The organism is Flavobacterium akiainvivens (genome assembly GCF_001278115.1).
Classification (GTDB): Bacteria; Bacteroidota; Bacteroidia; order Flavobacteriales; family Flavobacteriaceae; genus Flavobacterium; species Flavobacterium akiainvivens.
Genome location: NZ_LIYD01000005.1, coordinates 2,337,077 through 2,354,677, shown reverse-complemented (window position 1 = coordinate 2,354,677; position 17,601 = coordinate 2,337,077). Strand labels below are relative to the sequence as shown.

At 40.7% G+C, this 17,601-nt stretch carries 31 protein-coding genes; 30 read left to right on the top strand and 1 reads right to left on the bottom strand.

Annotated elements, in window-relative coordinates; all coding sequences use genetic code 11:
- Positions 1 to 59: 59 nt before the first annotated feature.
- A complete protein-coding gene (locus AM279_RS10625; RefSeq protein ID WP_054407945.1) occupies positions 60 to 1,727 on the bottom strand; it encodes a BamA/TamA family outer membrane protein in 1,668 nt (555 codons plus the stop codon).
- 180 nt (positions 1,728 to 1,907) lie between these two features.
- On the opposite strand from AM279_RS10625, the gene rpsL reads away from it, so the two are divergent.
- The 30 genes from rpsL to rpsD all read left to right on the top strand — a co-directional run bounded on the left by rpsL (position 1,908) and on the right by rpsD (position 17,582).
- Positions 1,908 to 2,321, top strand: coding sequence for a 30S ribosomal protein S12 (rpsL, locus tag AM279_RS10620; protein ID WP_054410270.1), 414 nt, complete (start codon positions 1,908 to 1,910; stop codon positions 2,319 to 2,321).
- Between the two features lie 26 nt (positions 2,322 to 2,347).
- Positions 2,348 to 2,824 carry a 30S ribosomal protein S7 gene (gene rpsG, locus AM279_RS10615; protein ID WP_054407943.1) on the top strand — a complete coding sequence of 159 codons (477 nt, stop codon included), beginning with the start codon at positions 2,348 to 2,350 and terminating at the stop codon, positions 2,822 to 2,824.
- 30 nt (positions 2,825 to 2,854) lie between these two features.
- Positions 2,855 to 4,990, top strand: coding sequence for an elongation factor G (gene fusA, locus AM279_RS10610; protein ID WP_054407942.1), 2,136 nt, complete (start codon positions 2,855 to 2,857; stop codon positions 4,988 to 4,990).
- Positions 4,991 to 5,002: 12 nt separating this feature from the next.
- The gene (gene rpsJ / locus AM279_RS10605; protein ID WP_020213633.1) at positions 5,003 to 5,308 is read left to right on the top strand and encodes a 30S ribosomal protein S10; all 306 of its coding nucleotides are present in this window, start codon (positions 5,003 to 5,005) and stop codon (positions 5,306 to 5,308) included.
- A 235-nt stretch (positions 5,309 to 5,543) separates the two neighbouring features.
- Positions 5,544 to 6,161, top strand: coding sequence for a 50S ribosomal protein L3 (rplC, locus tag AM279_RS10600; RefSeq protein ID WP_054407940.1), 618 nt, complete (start codon positions 5,544 to 5,546; stop codon positions 6,159 to 6,161).
- Positions 6,161 to 6,790, top strand: coding sequence for a 50S ribosomal protein L4 (rplD, locus tag AM279_RS10595; RefSeq protein WP_054407939.1), 630 nt, complete (start codon positions 6,161 to 6,163; stop codon positions 6,788 to 6,790). The genes rplC and rplD overlap by 1 nt, the downstream gene beginning before the upstream one ends.
- Positions 6,791 to 6,797: 7 nt before the next feature.
- On the top strand, positions 6,798 to 7,088 hold the full coding sequence (gene rplW, locus AM279_RS10590) for a 50S ribosomal protein L23 (protein WP_054407937.1): 291 nt from the start codon (positions 6,798 to 6,800) through the stop codon (positions 7,086 to 7,088).
- A gap of 5 nt (positions 7,089 to 7,093) precedes the next feature.
- Positions 7,094 to 7,918, top strand: coding sequence for a 50S ribosomal protein L2 (gene rplB / locus AM279_RS10585; RefSeq protein WP_054407936.1), 825 nt, complete (start codon positions 7,094 to 7,096; stop codon positions 7,916 to 7,918).
- 10 nt (positions 7,919 to 7,928) lie between these two features.
- A complete protein-coding gene (gene rpsS / locus AM279_RS10580; RefSeq protein ID WP_014085019.1) occupies positions 7,929 to 8,207 on the top strand; it encodes a 30S ribosomal protein S19 in 279 nt (92 codons plus the stop codon).
- 3 nt (positions 8,208 to 8,210) lie between these two features.
- Positions 8,211 to 8,624 carry a 50S ribosomal protein L22 gene (gene rplV / locus AM279_RS10575; protein WP_054407934.1) on the top strand — a complete coding sequence of 138 codons (414 nt, stop codon included), beginning with the start codon at positions 8,211 to 8,213 and terminating at the stop codon, positions 8,622 to 8,624.
- An 8-nt stretch (positions 8,625 to 8,632) separates the two neighbouring features.
- Positions 8,633 to 9,385: a 30S ribosomal protein S3 gene (rpsC, locus tag AM279_RS10570; RefSeq protein ID WP_054407933.1), complete on the top strand. Its 753-nt coding sequence runs from the start codon at positions 8,633 to 8,635 to the stop codon at positions 9,383 to 9,385.
- Between the two features lie 19 nt (positions 9,386 to 9,404).
- On the top strand, positions 9,405 to 9,824 hold the full coding sequence (gene rplP / locus AM279_RS10565; RefSeq protein ID WP_054407931.1) for a 50S ribosomal protein L16: 420 nt from the start codon (positions 9,405 to 9,407) through the stop codon (positions 9,822 to 9,824).
- 12 nt (positions 9,825 to 9,836) lie between these two features.
- Positions 9,837 to 10,025: a 50S ribosomal protein L29 gene (gene rpmC / locus AM279_RS10560; protein ID WP_054407929.1), complete on the top strand. Its 189-nt coding sequence runs from the start codon at positions 9,837 to 9,839 to the stop codon at positions 10,023 to 10,025.
- A gap of 18 nt (positions 10,026 to 10,043) precedes the next feature.
- Positions 10,044 to 10,304 (top strand): 30S ribosomal protein S17, encoded by a 261-nt coding sequence (gene rpsQ / locus AM279_RS10555; RefSeq protein ID WP_054407927.1) that lies wholly within the window; start codon positions 10,044 to 10,046, stop codon positions 10,302 to 10,304.
- Between the two features lie 2 nt (positions 10,305 to 10,306).
- Positions 10,307 to 10,675, top strand: coding sequence for a 50S ribosomal protein L14 (gene rplN, locus AM279_RS10550; RefSeq protein WP_014166275.1), 369 nt, complete (start codon positions 10,307 to 10,309; stop codon positions 10,673 to 10,675).
- An 11-nt stretch (positions 10,676 to 10,686) separates the two neighbouring features.
- Positions 10,687 to 11,001 (top strand): 50S ribosomal protein L24, encoded by a 315-nt coding sequence (gene rplX, locus AM279_RS10545; protein WP_054407926.1) that lies wholly within the window; start codon positions 10,687 to 10,689, stop codon positions 10,999 to 11,001.
- A 2-nt stretch (positions 11,002 to 11,003) separates the two neighbouring features.
- Positions 11,004 to 11,555, top strand: coding sequence for a 50S ribosomal protein L5 (gene rplE, locus AM279_RS10540; protein ID WP_054407924.1), 552 nt, complete (start codon positions 11,004 to 11,006; stop codon positions 11,553 to 11,555).
- A 3-nt stretch (positions 11,556 to 11,558) separates the two neighbouring features.
- Complete coding sequence (gene rpsN, locus AM279_RS10535; protein WP_054407923.1) at positions 11,559 to 11,828, top strand: 30S ribosomal protein S14; 270 nt, start codon at positions 11,559 to 11,561, stop codon at positions 11,826 to 11,828.
- A 69-nt stretch (positions 11,829 to 11,897) separates the two neighbouring features.
- The gene (gene rpsH, locus AM279_RS10530; protein WP_054410268.1) at positions 11,898 to 12,296 is read left to right on the top strand and encodes a 30S ribosomal protein S8; all 399 of its coding nucleotides are present in this window, start codon (positions 11,898 to 11,900) and stop codon (positions 12,294 to 12,296) included.
- A gap of 18 nt (positions 12,297 to 12,314) precedes the next feature.
- Positions 12,315 to 12,857: a 50S ribosomal protein L6 gene (rplF, locus tag AM279_RS10525; protein WP_054407922.1), complete on the top strand. Its 543-nt coding sequence runs from the start codon at positions 12,315 to 12,317 to the stop codon at positions 12,855 to 12,857.
- An 11-nt stretch (positions 12,858 to 12,868) separates the two neighbouring features.
- Entirely contained in the window at positions 12,869 to 13,219 is a 351-nt protein-coding gene (rplR, locus tag AM279_RS10520; RefSeq protein WP_054407921.1) for a 50S ribosomal protein L18, read from the top strand.
- A 6-nt stretch (positions 13,220 to 13,225) separates the two neighbouring features.
- Positions 13,226 to 13,750: a 30S ribosomal protein S5 gene (gene rpsE / locus AM279_RS10515; RefSeq protein ID WP_054407920.1), complete on the top strand. Its 525-nt coding sequence runs from the start codon at positions 13,226 to 13,228 to the stop codon at positions 13,748 to 13,750.
- A 13-nt stretch (positions 13,751 to 13,763) separates the two neighbouring features.
- Positions 13,764 to 13,946 carry a 50S ribosomal protein L30 gene (gene rpmD / locus AM279_RS10510; protein ID WP_054407919.1) on the top strand — a complete coding sequence of 61 codons (183 nt, stop codon included), beginning with the start codon at positions 13,764 to 13,766 and terminating at the stop codon, positions 13,944 to 13,946.
- A gap of 11 nt (positions 13,947 to 13,957) precedes the next feature.
- The gene (rplO, locus tag AM279_RS10505) at positions 13,958 to 14,410 is read left to right on the top strand and encodes a 50S ribosomal protein L15 (protein ID WP_054407918.1); all 453 of its coding nucleotides are present in this window, start codon (positions 13,958 to 13,960) and stop codon (positions 14,408 to 14,410) included.
- Positions 14,411 to 14,423: 13 nt separating this feature from the next.
- A complete protein-coding gene (gene secY / locus AM279_RS10500) occupies positions 14,424 to 15,767 on the top strand; it encodes a preprotein translocase subunit SecY (RefSeq protein WP_054407917.1) in 1,344 nt (447 codons plus the stop codon).
- A gap of 5 nt (positions 15,768 to 15,772) precedes the next feature.
- Positions 15,773 to 15,988: a translation initiation factor IF-1 gene (infA, locus tag AM279_RS10495; protein ID WP_026714631.1), complete on the top strand. Its 216-nt coding sequence runs from the start codon at positions 15,773 to 15,775 to the stop codon at positions 15,986 to 15,988.
- 14 nt (positions 15,989 to 16,002) lie between these two features.
- Positions 16,003 to 16,119 (top strand): type B 50S ribosomal protein L36, encoded by a 117-nt coding sequence (gene ykgO / locus AM279_RS10490; protein WP_074961360.1) that lies wholly within the window; start codon positions 16,003 to 16,005, stop codon positions 16,117 to 16,119.
- Between the two features lie 2 nt (positions 16,120 to 16,121).
- Positions 16,122 to 16,496 carry a 30S ribosomal protein S13 gene (gene rpsM, locus AM279_RS10485; protein ID WP_054407916.1) on the top strand — a complete coding sequence of 125 codons (375 nt, stop codon included), beginning with the start codon at positions 16,122 to 16,124 and terminating at the stop codon, positions 16,494 to 16,496.
- A gap of 9 nt (positions 16,497 to 16,505) precedes the next feature.
- Positions 16,506 to 16,889, top strand: coding sequence for a 30S ribosomal protein S11 (rpsK, locus tag AM279_RS10480; RefSeq protein WP_054407915.1), 384 nt, complete (start codon positions 16,506 to 16,508; stop codon positions 16,887 to 16,889).
- 87 nt (positions 16,890 to 16,976) lie between these two features.
- Entirely contained in the window at positions 16,977 to 17,582 is a 606-nt protein-coding gene (gene rpsD, locus AM279_RS10475; protein ID WP_054407914.1) for a 30S ribosomal protein S4, read from the top strand.
- Positions 17,583 to 17,601 lie beyond the last annotated feature (19 nt).

Here is a 17,601-nt window from a genome sequence, read left to right as displayed (position 1 = left end):
AATTATGATAAATTTTAGATAAATTAAGAAAATATTAATTGATTTAACAAGTAATATTGTTAAAATGATGCTTTAAAACTAATGTGAACTATAGAGTTTGATAGCTTTATTGACTGGTCTTTTGTGGTTCCGTTAGCATAAACAATGTTAAAGAGGCCGTTTTTTGTTAAAAGCCCAAAGCCGAAGCCTAAACTCAGCAGGTTGTTTTCAATGTTTGAGGCTTTATCCTGAAAATACCCATAGTCGGTGATAGAATGTATGTATAGCCCGGGTGATAATACATAGCGGTATTCGGCCATTAGTGCGGTAAATAGGTTGGCCTGCAGGCTGTTTTCATTAAAGCCGCGTATGGAGTTAATGCCTCCAAAACGGTAAAGCTCATTTATTATATAGGTGTCGCTCTTTAAATAATAAGAATGGCTTTTAAGATTAATGATGTTTTTTTTGTTGAGGTACAGGTTGTGGCTTGCAAAAGCCTGACCGAAATACTGGCTTTGGTTACCGGTATTGCTGTCGCGGCTGCCTAAGCCGCCTTTTAGCTGTAATGTTGTTTTTTGCGGAAACAGAAAATCATCTATGCTAAAAGCGGCATACTCATAGGTTGAGGTAAAAAATGTGCTCTCATAATCAGTCAGGCTGCTGGTGTCGGCATTTTGTATGTCAACCGATTGTGTTCTTTGGTAACCCAGGTACAGCTTTGAGTTGTAGCTAAAGTAGTAGCCCAGGTTCAGGTCGGTCATGGTGTTTTGAAACGTGCTGTCCTGTTTAAAAATCTTCAGGCTGGCTTTTGCGCCTATCGGTGTCTTAAAAAGATAGGGCAGTTCTGTACCAAGGTTGAAGGTGGTTTGCTGGTTGCCGTCGCTTTTCCAGTACAGGTTAAATTTTTCACCACCGTTAATAATGTTGTTTAGTGCTAAGTCTACATAGCCGTTAAAGCGCACTTTGTTGCTGGTGTCGTCATTGCCAAAGCCCACAAAGCCATCAAAAGTATTGGCATTTGCCTTTTGCAGGTATACATAAACTTTGGTGGTGTCCTGCTTAAATAAAATTTCGGGGTAGCGGGGCAGGGTTACAAAGCGCAGGCTGTTAAAATCGTTATACACCCGTTGCAGGTTGTTCTTGTTAAAGGTTTTGCCTTTGTATTGCTTTGTAATGTTTTTGCGTATGCCTTCCGGAAATTTGGCATACCCTTCAATAACAATGTCATCCAGGGTGCGCTGCTTCTCAATTTTAATGCTGAGTGTTGCAATAAGGTTGTGGTTTGCTTTAGTGTGATTTGTAAGCTGAAGTGTGCTTATAGAATACCCTTGTTGTTCTAACAGTGCCATGTTGGTATTCATGAAGCTTTCAACTTCGGTAAAGCCAAGGGTAATGGTGTCTTTGGTTATGTTGAGTAATTCTTTCTCCTTCTGCGCAAGCGTGCCGGTATATATGTGTATGGCTTTTGTTTTTTCTCCAACCGAAAAATTATATATAAATAAAGAGTCGTTGGCTTTTATGTTGCCCAGTTCGCGGCTTTCAAGGTAGCCCAGCCTTTGCAGGGTGTTGGTTAGCAGGTTGGCCTCGTCTGCTATGGATTTTGCATTGGCATGGTCTTTTTTGTAGCTGACAGAATCTATAATTTTAGTTTCGGCTGTGGTTTTTCCTTCAAATTTTGCGTGCAGGGTTTGTGCTTTTACGCTAAAAGCACATAGTAGTATTATGTATATAAGGAGTGATTTTTTCAATCGCGGGTTTTATGCTGTACAAAATAACGCAAATATTACAGAAAAAATATGTGCGGGTTAAGACTTGGGGATGGGTTTGAAAATTAATGGATTAAGCGTTTGTTTTATAATTTTTAATTTTTACATTTGCAGCCCGTAAAAAGCGGGTTTATTAAACATAAGAAATTTTTAGTATTAATTATGCCAACAATTCAACAATTAGTAAGAACAGGGAGAACCCAGATAACTAAGAAGAGTAAATCGGCTGCTTTGGATTCTTGTCCTCAAAGGAGGGGTGTTTGTACACGTGTTTACACTACTACGCCAAAAAAACCAAACTCTGCAATGCGTAAAGTTGCAAGGGTGCGTTTAACAAATGGTAATGAGGTAAATGCTTACATCCCGGGTGAAGGACACAATCTTCAAGAGCACTCGATAGTATTAGTTAGGGGCGGAAGGGTAAAAGACTTACCGGGTGTAAGGTATCACATTGTACGTGGTGCTCTTGATACGGCAGGTGTAGCAGGTAGAACTCAAAGGAGGTCTAAGTATGGTGCTAAGCGTCCAAAACCAGGACAGGCAGCAGCTGCTCCGGCAAAAGGTAAGAAAAAGTAATTATTAAAAGCTTTTAAACAAAAGACATGAGAAAAAGACAAGCTAAAAAAAGGCCACTTTTACCGGATCCGAAATTTAATGACCAGCTGGTAACACGTTTTGTGAATAACCTAATGTGGGACGGTAAGAAATCTACAGCTTTTAATGTATTTTATGATGCTATAGAGATCGTTGAAAATAAAAAACAAGACCAGGAGAAATCAGGTCTTGAAGTATGGAAAGATGCTCTTACCAATGTTATGCCGCACGTAGAAGTACGTAGCCGCAGGGTAGGTGGTGCTACATTCCAGATACCAATGCAGATTCGTCCTGACAGGAAAATCTCTATGGCTATGAAATGGATGATACTTTATGCAAGGAGGAGAAATGAGAAATCTATGGCTCAAAGGCTGGCTAACGAAATTCTTGCTGCTGCAAGGGAAGAAGGTGCTGCTGTTAAAAAGAGGATGGATACTCATAAAATGGCTGAGGCTAACAAAGCATTCTCTCACTTTAGATTCTAATTACTAATATAGCATAAAGAAACAACTAAAATGGCAAGAGATTTAAGATATACACGTAACATAGGTATTGCTGCCCACATTGATGCCGGAAAGACTACAACTACAGAGCGTATTCTTTTCTATACCGGTAAATCTCACAAAATAGGTGAGGTGCACGATGGTGCTGCTACTATGGACTGGATGGCTCAGGAGCAGGAAAGGGGTATTACAATTACTTCAGCTGCTACAACCTGTACTTGGAACTTTCCAACTGAGCAGGGTAAAGCGCTTCCTGAAACTAAAGATTACCACTTTAACATTATTGATACCCCGGGACACGTTGACTTTACCGTAGAGGTAAACCGTTCGCTAAGGGTTCTTGATGGTCTTGTATTCCTTTTTAGTGCGGTTGATGGTGTTGAGCCACAATCTGAAACTAACTGGAGGCTTGCAGATAACTACAGGGTTCCACGTATGGGCTTTGTAAACAAAATGGACCGTCAGGGTTCTAACTTCCTTGCTGTTTGCCAGCAGGTAAAAGACATGCTTAAGTCTAACGCTGTGCCGTTGGTTCTTCCAATTGGTGAGGAGCAGGACTTTAAAGGTGTGGTAGACCTTATCAAAAACCAGGCTATCATATGGCATGACGAAACACAGGGAGCTACTTTTGACATCGTTGCTATACCTGAAGATATGAAAGACGAAGTACACCAGTACAGGTCTCAGCTTATCGAAGAGGTTGCTGCTTATGATGAAAACCTTCTTGAGAAATACATGGAGGATGAAAACTCTATTACTGAAGAGGAAATCAACGAAGCGTTGAGGAAAGCTACCATAGATATGGCTATCATCCCTATGCTTTGTGGTTCTTCGTTCAAAAATAAAGGTGTTCAGTTTATGCTTGACTCGGTTTGTAAATTCCTTCCTTCGCCTCTTGATAAAGAAGCTATTGAGGGTACAAACCCAGATACAGAGCAGCCTATTACTCGTAAGCCATCTGTTGATGAGCCGTTCTCGGCACTTGCGTTTAAAATTGCAACTGACCCTTATGTAGGCCGTCTTGCGTTCTTTAGGGCTTATTCTGGCCGTCTTGATGCGGGTTCTTATGTTCTTAACAACCGTTCAGGTAACAAAGAGCGTATCTCTCGTATCTACCAGATGCACGCTAACAAGCAAAACCCTATTGAATATATTGAGGCTGGTGATATTGGAGCTGCTGTAGGTTTTAAAGATATCAAAACGGGTGATACCCTTTCTGATGAGAAAAACCCAATCGTTCTTGAAAGTATGAACTTCCCTGATCCGGTAATCGGTATCGCGGTTGAGCCTAAAACTAAGGCTGACGTAGATAAAATGGGTATGGCTCTTGCTAAACTTGCTGAAGAAGACCCTACGTTTACTGTAAGGACTGACCATGCTTCAGGACAAACTATTATCTCTGGTATGGGTGAGCTTCACCTTGATATCCTTGTAGACCGTCTTAAGCGTGAGTTTAAGGTAGAGGTTAACCAGGGTGAGCCTCAGGTGGAGTACAAAGAAGCTATTACACGTGCTGCTAACCACAGGGAAACTTACAAAAAGCAATCTGGTGGTCGTGGTAAATTTGGTGATATCGTATTCCGTCTTGAGCCGGCTGACGAAGTTGACGGCAAAGTGCCAATGGGCCTTCAGTTTGTTAACGAAGTTAAAGGTGGTAACATTCCAAGGGAGTTCATCCCTGCGATTGAAAAAGGCTTTAAAGAGGCTATGAAACAAGGTCCTCTTGCAGGTTATGAAATGGATAGTATGAAAGTTACCCTTATAGATGGTTCATTCCACCCGGTTGACTCTGATGCACTTTCATTTGAACTTGCTGCTAAAATGGGTTATAAAGAAGCTGCGCGTAGTGCAGGTGCTGTAATCCTTGAGCCTATCATGAAGCTTGAAGTGCTTACTCCGGAAGAAAACATGGGTGATATAGTGGGTGACCTTAACCGTCGTCGTGGCCAGATAAACAACATGGACGACAGGGCAGGTTCTAAAGTAGTAAAAGCCAGCGTGCCTCTATCTGAGATGTTTGGTTATGTAACTACACTAAGGACACTATCTTCAGGCCGTGCTACTTCTACAATGGAGTTCTCTCACTATGCTGAAACACCATCTAACATTGCAGATGAGGTAATCAAAAAAGCAAAAGGTAACGCTTAATTTACAAAAGAAATGAGTCAAAAAATCAGAATAAAACTAAAATCATACGATCATAGCCTTGTAGACAAGTCTGCAGAGAAGATTGTTAAGACTGTAAAAAGTACAGGTGCAGTGGTAACCGGTCCTATTCCGTTGCCTACTCACAAAAAAATCTTTACTGTACTACGTTCTCCACACGTAAACAAAAAGTCTCGTGAGCAGTTTGAAGTAAGCTCTTACAAAAGGCTTCTTGATATTTACAGCTCTTCTTCTAAAACCATCGATGCCCTAATGAAATTAGAGCTTCCAAGTGGTGTAGAAGTTGAAATCAAAGTGTGATAATCTACGCTTTATATATAAAAGCCCCGGTATTTTCCGGGGCTTTTTGTTTTTGCAAACCGGCTCTAAAAGCTAAGTGTTGCGTAATAAATTTAGATTCTTGTAGTTACGCGAAAAAACTTGCAAAAAACTATTTGTAAAGTGTTGTGTATAAGAAAAAGATAATTAACTTTGCGCCCTCAAAAGGGAGCAGTGTGTTCTGTTCTCAGTATTAATAATTATTTAAAAGTTTAATATGTCTGGGTTAATTGGTAAGAAAATCGGCATGACCAGTATTTTTGACGAGAATGGTAAAAACATACCATGTACCGTTATAGAAGCTGGACCATGCGTTGTTACCCAAGTCAGAACCAACGAGGTTGACGGGTATGAAGCGTTACAACTTGGTTTCGATGACAAAACTGAAAAGCACACCATTAAGGCGGAAGCCGGCCACTTTAAAAAAGCGGGTACTGTTGCTAAGAAGAAAGTTGTTGAATTCAAGGAGTATGTAGAAGAGTACAAACTGGGTGATGTAATCACTGTAGATTTGTTTACAGAAGGTGAATTTGTAGATGTTCAGGGTGTGTCTAAAGGTAAAGGCTTCCAGGGTGTTGTAAAACGTCACGGTTTTGGTGGTGTTGGTCAGTCTACCCACGGTCAGCACAACCGTCTTAGGGCGCCGGGTTCTGTTGGTGCGTCGTCTTATCCTTCAAGGGTATTTAAAGGCATGCGTATGGCAGGAAGAACAGGTGGAGAAAATGTAACAGTACAAAACCTTAGAGTTTTAAAGGTGGTGGCAGACAAGAACCTTCTTGTTGTTAAAGGTGCTATACCAGGACACAAAAACTCTTACGTAATCATTCAGAAGTAATGGAAGTAAAAGTATTAGATATCAACGGAAAAGAAACTGGCAGGTCGGTAACCCTTTCTGATTCAGTATTCGCAATTGAGCCTAATAAGCATGCTGTTTACCTGGACGTTAAACAATATCTTGCTAACCAAAGGCAAGGTACGCACAAAGCAAAAGAGCGTAACGAAGTAACAGGTAGTACACGCAAAATCAAAAAACAAAAAGGTACCGGTACTGCCCGTGCAGGTAGTGTTAAAAACCCTTTGTTTAAAGGTGGTGGTACAATCTTCGGTCCAAGGCCAAGGAGCTACAGCTTTAAATTGAACAAAACCCTTAAGCGTCTTGCCCGTAAATCGGCTCTTACACTTAAGGCTCAGGAATCAAATTTGGTGGTAGTTGAGAACTTCGATTTTGAAACTCCAAACACTAAAAATTTCATTAACGTTTTGAAAGCTTTAGGGTTAGAAAACAAAAAATCTTTGTTTGTGTTGGGTGATACAAATAAAAATGTATATTTGTCCTCACGCAATTTGAAGGCTACCAGTGTTGTAACTTCTTCAGAACTAAGTACTTACACGATACTTAACGCTAATAGTGTTGTTCTGTTTGAAGGTTCTGTAGCAGGAATTGAAGAAAATTTAAGCAAATAATAGGGATATGAGTATCATAATTAAACCTATCGTCACTGAAAAAATAACCAAAGACGGCGAAGTTTTTAACCGTTTTGGTTTTGTTGTTGACAAGAAAGCTAACAAGATTGAGATTAAGAAAGCTGTTGAGGCTGCTTATGGCGTTTCTGTTACTGAAGTTAACACAATGAACTACAGGGCTGATAGAACGGTTAAATACACTAAGAGTGGTTTAATCTCTGGTAAAACAAATGCTTACAAAAAAGCAGTTGTACAGGTAAAAGAAGGAGAAACAATAGATTTTTACAATAATATCTAATTAAAATGTCAGTTAGAAAATTAAAACCTATTACCCCGGGTCAGCGTTTTAGAGTTGTAAATAGCTTTGACACTATTACAACTGATAAGCCGGAGCGTTCTTTGATCGCACCGAAAAAAAACTCAGGCGGTAGAAATAGTCAAGGAAAAATGACCATGCGTTACACAGGCGGTGGTCACAAGCAAAGGTATCGTATTATAGATTTTAAAAGGGCTAAAGCAGGTGTTCCTGCTACCGTTAAAACTATTGAGTACGATCCTAACCGTTCAGCGTTTATTTCCCTATTAACGTATGCTGACGGTGCTAAAACTTATGTAATTGCACAAAACGGACTTCAAGTTGGTCAAACCGTAGTTTCTGGAGAGAATGCTGCTCCGGAAATCGGTAATGCTCTTCCTTTAAGCAAAATTCCTCTTGGTACTGTTATATCTTGCATCGAACTACGTCCTGGTCAGGGTGCTGTAATTGCGCGTAGCGCAGGTACATTTGCCCAGCTTATGGCAAGGGATGGTAAATATGCTACAATAAAAATGCCGTCTGGTGAAACAAGGCTTATCCTTCTTACCTGTACTGCAACTATTGGAGCTGTTTCTAACTCAGATCACCAGCTTATCGTTTCTGGTAAAGCAGGTAGGTCTCGTTGGTTAGGCCGCAGGCCAAGGACAAGGCCGGTAGCTATGAACCCTGTTGATCACCCAATGGGTGGTGGTGAAGGCCGTTCTTCTGGAGGTCACCCACGCTCAAGGAAAGGTCTTCCGGCTAAAGGTTACAGGACTCGTTCTAAAGTTAACCCGAGTAATAAGTATATCGTAGAACGTAGAAAGAAATAATTAGTAAGATATGGCACGTTCATTAAAGAAAGGACCTTTCGTTCACTATAAATTAGACAAGAAAGTTCAGGAAAATATCGAAAAAGGTAACAAAGGTGTGGTTAAGACATGGTCTCGCGCTTCTATGATTACCCCGGATTTTGTTGGACAGACTATCGCAGTACACAACGGTCGTCAGTTCGTACCGGTTTACGTTACAGAGAATATGGTAGGTCATAAATTAGGAGAATTTTCGCCAACACGCTCTTTCAGGGGCCATGCTGGTGCTAAAAACAAAGGAAAAAAATAAGTCATGGGAGTTCGTAAAAGAGAAGCAGCAGATGCAAGGAAAGAGGCTAATAAGTCAATTGCTTTTGCAAAATTGAACAACTGCCCTACCTCTCCAAGGAAAATGCGCATAGTTGCAGACCTTGTAAGGGGCCAAAAGGTAGAATTAGCCCTAAATATATTGAAATTCAACTCAAAAGAAGCTTCACGCAAACTTGAAAAACTTCTTCTTTCTGCTATCAACAACTGGCAGCAGAAAAATGCAGAAGAAAGCCTTGAGGATGCTGGCCTTTTTGTGAAGGAAATCAGGGTAGACGGTGGTATGATGCTAAAAAGGCTTAGGCCTGCACCACAGGGCCGCGCCCACAGGATAAGGAAACGCTCTAACCACGTTACTATAGTACTTGGAGCTACAAACAATAATACACAAAGCAATTAATAAACAGTATGGGACAAAAAACAAATCCAATAGGAAATCGCCTTGGTATCATCAGGGGTTGGGATTCTAACTGGTATGGTGGAAACGATTACGGCGATAAGATTGCCGAAGATCACAAAATCAGGAAATATATCCATGCCCGTTTATCTAAAGCTAGTGTAAGCAAGGTAATCATCGAGAGGACCCTTAAGCTTGTAACCGTTACTATCACCACTGCCCGTCCCGGTATTATTATCGGTAAAGGTGGTCAGGAGGTAGACAAGCTGAAAGAAGAACTTAAGAAAATTACTGACAAAGAGGTTCAAATCAACATCTTTGAAATTAAAAGGCCTGAGTTAGATGCATACCTGGTTGCTACCAGCATTGCCCGCCAGATTGAAAGCCGTATCTCTTACAGGAGGGCTATTAAAATGGCTATCGCTGCCGCTATGCGTATGAATGCAGAAGGTATTAAAGTGATGATCTCTGGCCGTCTTAACGGTGCTGAAATGGCACGTTCAGAAAACTTCAAAGAAGGACGTATTCCTCTATCAACTTTCCGTGCTGATATTGATTATGCACTTGGTGAAGCTCACACTGCTTACGGCAGGATGGGTATTAAGGTGTGGATCATGAAAGGCGAGGTTTATGGAAAAAGAGATCTGTCTCCGTTAGTAGGTATGGACAAAAAACAGTCTAAACCTTCAGGATCTCAGGACAGGCCCCAGGGCGGACGCCCTAACAGGGGTGATGGTAAATCTGGCCAGCGCAAAAGAAAGTAATTTTTTAAACTAAAGAGAAATGTTACAACCTAAAAGAACAAAATACCGTAAGGTACAGAAAGGTAAGATGAAAGGCGTGTCTCAAAGAGGCCACGAACTTTCTAATGGTATGTTTGGTATAAAATCTTTAGATTCATCTTTTATCACTTCTCGTCAAATTGAGGCTGCGCGTATTGCTGCAACCCGTTTCATGAAAAGGGAAGGTCAGTTGTGGATTAAAATATTCCCGGATAAGCCTATCACTAAAAAACCTCTTGAGGTACGTATGGGTAAAGGTAAAGGTGCTGTTGAATATTGGGCAGCCGTTGTTAAACCGGGAAGGATAATGTTTGAGGTAGGTGGCGTGCCACTATCTGTAGCAAAAGAGGCACTTCGCCTTGCTGCTCAGAAACTACCGGTTAAAACTAAATTTATTGTTGCGAGAGATTTCGAAGCATAATCCAATTTTATTATGAAACAATCAGACATTAAAGATCTATCTGCAGCTGAGTTACAAGGTAAACTTGGTGAGTTACAGAAAACATATGCCGACCTAAAATCAGCTCACGCGATTTCTCCTATTGAGAATCCACTGCAAATAAGGTCTCTAAGGAGGTCTATTGCACGTGTAACAACTGAGCTAAGCAAAAAGTTACAATAATTGTAGTCTGCTGACAAGATGGAAGAAAAAAGAAATTTAAGAAAAGAGCGTATAGGTGTAGTTACCAGCAACAAAATGGATAAATCTATTGTAGTTGCACAAACAACAAAGGTAAAACACCCGTTATATGGTAAGTTCGTACTAAAAACTAAAAAGTTTGTAGCACACGACGAAAAAAATGACTGTAACATTGGTGATACAGTAAGGATTATGGAAACACGTCCTTTGAGCAAAACCAAATGTTGGAGGCTAGTAGAAATCATTGAAAGAGCGAAGTAATTATGGTACAACAGGAATCCAGACTAAAAGTAGCAGATAACACGGGAGCTAAAGAAGTTTTAACTATTCGTGTACTTGGAGGAACGAAACGTCGTTATGCCTCTGTTGGAGATAAAATTGTAGTAGCAATTAAAGATGCAACACCAAACGGTAACGTTAAAAAAGGTGCTGTTTCTACTGCAGTTGTTGTACGTACCAAAAAAGAGGTGCGCCGCGCTGACGGTTCATACATCAGGTTTGATGACAATGCCTGTGTATTGCTAAACGCCGCCGGTGAAATGAGGGGTACCCGTGTTTTTGGCCCGGTTGCAAGGGAACTTCGTGAGAAGCAATTCATGAAAATTGTATCATTGGCACCTGAAGTGCTTTAATTGTTATTGAGATGATAAAGCTAAAAATAAAATCAGGAGACACGGTAAGGGTAATTGCCGGCGACCATAAAGGTAGCGAGGGTAAAGTACTTCGTGTGCTTCGTGAGAAAAACAAAGCGGTAGTAGAAGGTGTTAACCTTGTGTCTAAGCACACAAAGCCAAGCGCTAAAAACCCTCAGGGTGGTATCGTTAAGAAAGAAGCTCCTATCCATATTTCTAACATTGCACTTGTAGATTCTAAAACTAAAGAAACTACTAAAACAGGTGTTAGGAAAGAAGGAGATAAGAACGTAAGGTTTTCAAAAAAAACTAATCAAGTATTATAGTAATGGCTTATATACCTAGATTAAAACAAGAATATAAGGACAGGGTAGTACCTGCACTTAAAGAAGAGTTCGGCTATAAGAACGTAATGATGGTTCCAAAACTTGAAAAAATCGTTCTTAGCCGTGGTGTAGGCGCTGCTGTATCTGATAAGAAACTTATCGACTATGCGGTAGATGAACTTACAAAAATTACCGGCCAGAAAGCAGTATCTACCATTTCTAAGAAAGACGTTGCTACGTTTAAACTTAGGAAAGGTATGCCAATTGGTGCTAAAGTAACCCTTCGTGGCGAAAGGATGTATGAATTCCTTGATAGGCTTATTACAGCTTCTCTTCCACGAGTGCGTGATTTTGGCGGAATTAAGGCTACAGGTTTTGACGGTAGGGGTAACTATAACCTTGGTGTTACTGAGCAAATCATTTTCCCTGAAATTGATATTGATAAAGTAAACAAAATATCAGGTTTAGATATTACCTTTGTAACTTCGGCTCAAACCGATAAAGAGGCAAAGTCTCTATTAGCAGAATTAGGTTTACCTTTTAAAAAGAATTAAGACATGGCTAAAGAATCAATGAAAGCCCGCGAGGTAAAAAGAGCGGCTATGGTAGCAAAGTATGCTGAAAAAAGGAAGGCTCTTCTTGAAGCCGGAGATTATGAAGGCCTGCAAAAACTGCCTAAAAACGCTTCACCTGTACGTCAGCACAACCGTTGCAAGCTTACAGGCCGTCCAAGGGGCTATATGCGTCAGTTTGGTATTTCACGTGTTACTTTCCGTGAAATGGCTAACAGCGGTTTAATACCGGGCGTTAAAAAGTCAAGTTGGTAATATAAAGAGTATAAATTGGTAATAGGTTCGGCCCACTGGGCCGAATACCGTTACCGCAAATTAATTATTATGTATACAGATCCTATCGCGGATTATTTAACCAGGGTTAGAAATGCTGTAAGGGCTAACCACAAAGTTGTGGAAATTCCTGCATCTAACCTTAAAAAGGAAATCACTAAGATTTTGTTTGACCAAGGATACATCCTTAGTTACAAATTTGATGACAACGCTGTACAAGGCACCATCAAAATCGCTCTTAAGTATGACAAAGAAACTAAAGAGTCTGTAATTAAAGATATCCAGAGAATCAGTAAACCGGGTTTACGTAAATATGCCGGAGCTGCCAGCCTTCCAAGGATCCTTAACGGTCTTGGTATAGCTATTGTTTCTACATCAAAAGGTTTGATGACAGATAAACAGGCAAGGCAAGAAAATGTGGGTGGCGAGGTTATTTGCTACGTATACTAATTTAAAAGAGCTATCACGATGTCAAGAATAGGAAAAAATCCAATTACGATACCTGCCGGCGTTACTGTTGAAATCAACGATAACGTAGTTACGGTAAAAGGTAAAAAAGGACAGCTTAGCCAGGATTTTGCAGATGTTACTGTAAAAATCGAAGAAGGCCAGGTAATAGTAGAGAGGTCTTCTGATCATAAAGACGAGCGCTCTAAGCACGGTTTATACAGGGCACTTATAAACAACATGATTATAGGTGTATCTGAAGGTTTTACAAAAAGTCTTGAGCTTGTAGGTGTAGGTTACAGGGCGTCTAACCAGGGTCAAAAACTGGATATCGCTTTAGGTTTCTCTCACAATATAGTTCTTGAAGTGGTTCCTGAGGTAACTGTAGAGACTGTAACAGAAAAAGGTAAAAACCCAATCATTAAACTTGCTTCTCACGATAAACAACTTTTAGGGCAGGTAGCGGCTAAGATCCGTTCATTCCGCAAGCCAGAGCCTTACAAAGGAAAAGGTGTGAAGTTTGTTGGTGAAGTACTAAGAAGGAAAGCAGGTAAATCAGCTTAAAAATTAAGACTATGTCATTAAACAAATCTGAAAGAAGACAACGAATCAAGTTCAGGATCAGAAAGATTGTAAGCGGAACTGCTGCCCAACCAAGACTTTCTGTATTCAGGAGCAATAAAGAGATCTATGCACAAATCATAGATGACGTAAACGGTGTAACTTTGGCCTCTGCTTCTTCAAGGGATGCAGGCATCACTAAAGGTACTAACATTGAAACCGCTGCTGCAGTAGGCAAGGTAATTGCTGAAAAAGCGCTACAGGCAGGTATAACAACCATTTCTTTTGACAGGGGCGGTTACCTATACCACGGACGTGTTAAATCATTAGCTGAAGGCGCAAGGGAAGCCGGATTAAAATTCTAAGAAATTATGTATCATAATTATAAAAACGTAGAAATAGTAAAACCAAGCGGCCTTGAACTTAAAGACCGCCTGGTAGCTGTTAACCGTGTTACTAAAGTTACTAAAGGTGGTAGGGCTTTCGGCTTTAGCGCTATTGTAGTGGTAGGTGACGAGAATGGTGTTGTAGGCCATGGCCTTGGTAAATCTAAAGACGTAAGCGAGGCTATTGCCAAAGCGGTTGAAGATGCCAAGAAAGGTCTTGTAAAAATACCACTAAGCGGCCAAAGCGTACCGCATGAGCAAAAAGGTAAATTTGGTGGTGCACGTGTACTGCTAATGCCTGCAAGCCACGGTACCGGTGTTATTGCCGGTGGTGCCGTTCGCGCAGTACTTGAGTCTGTAGGTATACATGATGTACTATCTAAGTCTCAGGGTTCATCTAACCCTCACAATGTTGTTAAAGCTACTTTTGATGCCCTTCTTCAAATGAGGAGTGCTGCAACTGTTGCAAAACAAAGGGGTGTTTCTTTAGAAAAAGTATTCAAAGGTTAATTTTAAGGAAGTCATGGGAAAAATTAAAGTAAAACAAGTTAGAAGCAAAATCAACTGTCCTCAAACGCAAAAGCTGACTCTTGAGTCTCTTGGCCTTCGCAAACTTGGGCAAGTTGTTGAGCACGATGCTACTCCTGCTATCCTTGGAATGGTAAACAAAGTTAAACACCTGGTTTCTGTAGAAGAAATCAACTAACAATAACAGAAATGGATTTAAGTAACTTACAACCTGCAGAAGGTTCAGTTCATAATCAAAATAAAAGGGTAGGCCGTGGTGAAGGCTCTGGCAAAGGCGGTACTGCCGCACGTGGCCACAAAGGTGCTAAATCACGTTCTGGTTACTCTAAAAAGATTGGTTTTGAAGGTGGACAAATGCCACTTCAAAGGCGTGTTCCTAAGTTTGGTTTTAAAAACATAAACCGTAAGGAGTATGCCGGTATAAACCTGGATACACTTCAGGCTCTTGTAGACAACGGCCTGGTTACAGACACTGTAGACTTTACTACACTTGTTGAAAACCGCCTTGCTACTAAAAACGAGCAGGTAAAGATTTTAGGAAGAGGAGAGCTCAAAGCAAAACTAAAAGTAACCGCTCACAAATTTACTGCTACTGCTAAGGCTGCTATTGAGGCTGCCGGTGGTGAGGCCGTAAGTTTATAATTTGTATAGCCTTATGAAGAAATTTTTTGAAGCATTCGTTAACATCTGGAAGATTGAAGAACTGAAGAACAGGATCCTGGTTACTTTAGGATTGTTGCTTGTGTACCGTTTTGGTGCACACGTTACACTTCCGGGTATTGATGCTACGGGGCTAACAAATTTATCTAAACAGGCAGAAGGCGGTATAGGATGGCTTATCGATGTATTTACAGGTGGTGCGTTTTCGCAGGCATCTGTATTTGCATTGGGTATTATGCCATATATTTCTGCATCTATCGTGGTTCAATTAATGGGTATCGCAGTGCCTTACCTGCAAAAATTGCAAAAAGAAGGCGAGAGCGGAAGGAAAAGGATGAACCAGATTACACGCTGGTTAACAATAGCTATTACACTGGTACAGGGCCCGGGTTATATTTATAACCTTAACAATACGCTTCCTGCAGAGGCGTTCCTTATGCCGGTTAGCTCATTCCAGTTCCTTTTCTCATCTGTTGTTATCCTAACAACCGGCACCATATTTGCAATGTGGCTTGGCGAAAAAATTACTGATAAAGGTATAGGTAACGGTATATCGCTGCTTATCCTTGTAGGTATTATAGCCAGGTTGCCACAGGCATTTATACAGGAGTTTACTTCTGTTGTAACTGAAAATAACGGAGGACCGTTACAGCTCCTTATTGAAGTTGTTGTATGGCTATTGGTAATTATTGCCTGTATCCTTATGGTTATGGCGGTAAGGAAAATACCTGTACAGTATGCAAGGCGCACGGCATCAGGCGATTTTGAACAGGATATGTTTGGTGGCAACAGGCAGTGGATTCCGCTTAAGCTTAATGCTTCGGGCGTTATGCCAATTATCTTTGCCCAGGCTATCATGTTTATACCAGCTGCTTTGGCCGGCCTTTATCAATCTGATACGGCAAACACCATTACATCGGAGTTTAAAAATCCGTTTGGTTTAGCCTATAATGTTGTTTTTGCTTTATTAATTATAATTTTTACTTACTTTTACACCGCGATAACAGTACCTACCAATAAAATGGCAGATGACCTTAAGAGGAGTGGTGGTTTTATACCGGGCGTAAGGCCGGGTGTTGAGACCGGAGATTACCTTGACAGGATTATGTCACTTATTACATTCCCGGGTGCTTTGTTCCTTGCTTTCCTTGCCGTGTTCCCGGCAGTGGTTAAAAGCTTTGGGGTTCAGCAACAGTGGGCTTTGTTTTACGGTGGTACATCTCTGTTGATTATGGTTGGGGTTGCAATCGATACAATCCAGCAGATAAATTCATACTTGCTTAACAGGCATTATGACGGATTAATGAAAACCGGTAAAGGTAGAAAAGCTGTAGCTTAATATTTATGGCAAAACAATCAGCAATAGAACAGGACGGATCTATAATAGAGGCATTATCAAATGCTATGTTCCGTGTTGAATTAGAAAACGGGCATGTGGTAATTGCTCATATTTCAGGTAAAATGCGTATGCACTATATCAAGTTGCTTCCGGGCGATAAGGTAAAGCTTGAAATGAGCCCTTATGATTTGTCTAAAGCAAGAATTACTTACAGATACTAAAGAAGCTTATAATAATGAAAGTAAGAGCATCAGTTAAGAAAAGAAGTGCCGACTGCATAATAGTACGCAGGAAAGGCAGGTTATATGTTATTAACAAAAAGAATCCTAGATTTAAACAAAGACAAGGATAATTATGGCAAGAATTGCAGGGGTAGACATACCTAAAAACAAAAGAGGAGTTATTGCTTTAACCTACATCTTTGGTATTGGTAAAAGCAGGTCACAAGAAATACTAGCCAAAGCACAGGTTAGCGAAGATAAAAAAGTGAGCGAGTGGAATGACGACGAAATAAGCGCCATCCGTGAAGCTGTATCTTATTTCAAAATTGAAGGTGAACTTCGTTCTGAAATTTCGCTTAACATTAAGCGCCTTATGGACATAGGTTGCTACAGGGGTATCCGCCACAGGGCAGGTCTTCCACTACGTGGCCAGCGTACCAAAAACAACTCAAGGACTAGAAAAGGTAAGAGAAAAACTGTTGCTAACAAGAAAAAAGCAACTAAATAATAAAAAGTAATGGCTAAAACGAGTACAAAAAAGCGTAAAGTAGTTATTGAATCTACAGGCGAGGCTCACATTAGTGCAACCTTTAATAACATTATCATCTCTCTTACTAACAAGAAAGGTGAAGTTATTTCTTGGTCATCAGCAGGTAAAATGGGCTTTAGGGGTTCTAAAAAGAACACTCCTTATGCTGCCCAGATGGCTGCAGAAGACTGTTCAAAAGTTGCTCTTGAGGCAGGTCTTAAGAAAGTAAAAGTTTACGTTAAAGGCCCGGGTAACGGACGTGAGTCTGCTATCAGGTCACTACATAACGGAGGCATTGAAGTTACTGAAATTATCGACGTAACTCCGCTACCACACAACGGTTGCCGCCCTCCAAAGAGAAGGAGAGTTTAATTATATAGTATAACTATCGAACAGGGGCAAAGGTTATCGGAGGATGAGACCTGAATTCATAACCTCCTGTTCTCTTAATTTTTTAAAATGGCAAGATATACTGGTCCAAAAACAAGAATCGCCCGTAAATTTGGTGAGGCGATCTTCGGAGACGATAAAGCCTTCGAAAAAAGAAACTACCCTCCAGGGCAACACGGCCTGGCTAAAAAGAGGGGTAAAAAATCTGAATATGCTGTTCAGCTAATGGAGAAGCAGAAAGCGAAGTACTCTTACGGTATCCTTGAAAAACAATTCAGGAACCTGTATGAAAAAGCCGCTGCCACTAAAGGCGTAACCGGTGAAGTGCTACTTCAGCTATGTGAGGCAAGGCTTGACAACGTGGTATACAGGATGGGTATTGCACCTTCTCGCAGGGCAGCCCGCCAAATAGTAGGCCACAGGCATATAACCGTAAATGGTGAGCTGGTAAACATACCATCATACCACCTAAAAGCCGGCGATAAAGTTGCTGTGCGTGAAAAGTCTAAATCTCTTGAGACTATCACAGATTCTTTATCAAACTCTGCTCACGTATATGAGTGGATTACCTGGAACAACGATACTATGGAAGGTACTTTTGTAAGTGTTCCTGCCCGTATCCAGATACCGGAAAACATCAAAGAACAACTAATCGTTGAGTTGTATAACAAATAATAATTGACATTAGTCGACT

Coding starts and splice junctions, on each gene's coding strand:
- rpsL (WP_054410270.1), top strand. CDS start 1,908: ATGCCAACAATTCAACAATTAGTAAGAACAGGGAGAACCCAGATAACT.
- rpsG (WP_054407943.1), top strand. CDS start 2,348: ATGAGAAAAAGACAAGCTAAAAAAAGGCCACTTTTACCGGATCCGAAA.
- fusA (WP_054407942.1), top strand. CDS start 2,855: ATGGCAAGAGATTTAAGATATACACGTAACATAGGTATTGCTGCCCAC.
- rpsJ (WP_020213633.1), top strand. CDS start 5,003: ATGAGTCAAAAAATCAGAATAAAACTAAAATCATACGATCATAGCCTT.
- rplC (WP_054407940.1), top strand. CDS start 5,544: ATGTCTGGGTTAATTGGTAAGAAAATCGGCATGACCAGTATTTTTGAC.
- rplD (WP_054407939.1), top strand. CDS start 6,161: ATGGAAGTAAAAGTATTAGATATCAACGGAAAAGAAACTGGCAGGTCG.
- rplW (WP_054407937.1), top strand. CDS start 6,798: ATGAGTATCATAATTAAACCTATCGTCACTGAAAAAATAACCAAAGAC.
- rplB (WP_054407936.1), top strand. CDS start 7,094: ATGTCAGTTAGAAAATTAAAACCTATTACCCCGGGTCAGCGTTTTAGA.
- rpsS (WP_014085019.1), top strand. CDS start 7,929: ATGGCACGTTCATTAAAGAAAGGACCTTTCGTTCACTATAAATTAGAC.
- rplV (WP_054407934.1), top strand. CDS start 8,211: ATGGGAGTTCGTAAAAGAGAAGCAGCAGATGCAAGGAAAGAGGCTAAT.
- rpsC (WP_054407933.1), top strand. CDS start 8,633: ATGGGACAAAAAACAAATCCAATAGGAAATCGCCTTGGTATCATCAGG.
- rplP (WP_054407931.1), top strand. CDS start 9,405: ATGTTACAACCTAAAAGAACAAAATACCGTAAGGTACAGAAAGGTAAG.
- rpmC (WP_054407929.1), top strand. CDS start 9,837: ATGAAACAATCAGACATTAAAGATCTATCTGCAGCTGAGTTACAAGGT.
- rpsQ (WP_054407927.1), top strand. CDS start 10,044: ATGGAAGAAAAAAGAAATTTAAGAAAAGAGCGTATAGGTGTAGTTACC.
- rplN (WP_014166275.1), top strand. CDS start 10,307: ATGGTACAACAGGAATCCAGACTAAAAGTAGCAGATAACACGGGAGCT.
- rplX (WP_054407926.1), top strand. CDS start 10,687: ATGATAAAGCTAAAAATAAAATCAGGAGACACGGTAAGGGTAATTGCC.
- rplE (WP_054407924.1), top strand. CDS start 11,004: ATGGCTTATATACCTAGATTAAAACAAGAATATAAGGACAGGGTAGTA.
- rpsN (WP_054407923.1), top strand. CDS start 11,559: ATGGCTAAAGAATCAATGAAAGCCCGCGAGGTAAAAAGAGCGGCTATG.
- rpsH (WP_054410268.1), top strand. CDS start 11,898: ATGTATACAGATCCTATCGCGGATTATTTAACCAGGGTTAGAAATGCT.
- rplF (WP_054407922.1), top strand. CDS start 12,315: ATGTCAAGAATAGGAAAAAATCCAATTACGATACCTGCCGGCGTTACT.
- rplR (WP_054407921.1), top strand. CDS start 12,869: ATGTCATTAAACAAATCTGAAAGAAGACAACGAATCAAGTTCAGGATC.
- rpsE (WP_054407920.1), top strand. CDS start 13,226: ATGTATCATAATTATAAAAACGTAGAAATAGTAAAACCAAGCGGCCTT.
- rpmD (WP_054407919.1), top strand. CDS start 13,764: ATGGGAAAAATTAAAGTAAAACAAGTTAGAAGCAAAATCAACTGTCCT.
- rplO (WP_054407918.1), top strand. CDS start 13,958: ATGGATTTAAGTAACTTACAACCTGCAGAAGGTTCAGTTCATAATCAA.
- secY (WP_054407917.1), top strand. CDS start 14,424: ATGAAGAAATTTTTTGAAGCATTCGTTAACATCTGGAAGATTGAAGAA.
- infA (WP_026714631.1), top strand. CDS start 15,773: ATGGCAAAACAATCAGCAATAGAACAGGACGGATCTATAATAGAGGCA.
- ykgO (WP_074961360.1), top strand. CDS start 16,003: ATGAAAGTAAGAGCATCAGTTAAGAAAAGAAGTGCCGACTGCATAATA.
- rpsM (WP_054407916.1), top strand. CDS start 16,122: ATGGCAAGAATTGCAGGGGTAGACATACCTAAAAACAAAAGAGGAGTT.
- rpsK (WP_054407915.1), top strand. CDS start 16,506: ATGGCTAAAACGAGTACAAAAAAGCGTAAAGTAGTTATTGAATCTACA.
- rpsD (WP_054407914.1), top strand. CDS start 16,977: ATGGCAAGATATACTGGTCCAAAAACAAGAATCGCCCGTAAATTTGGT.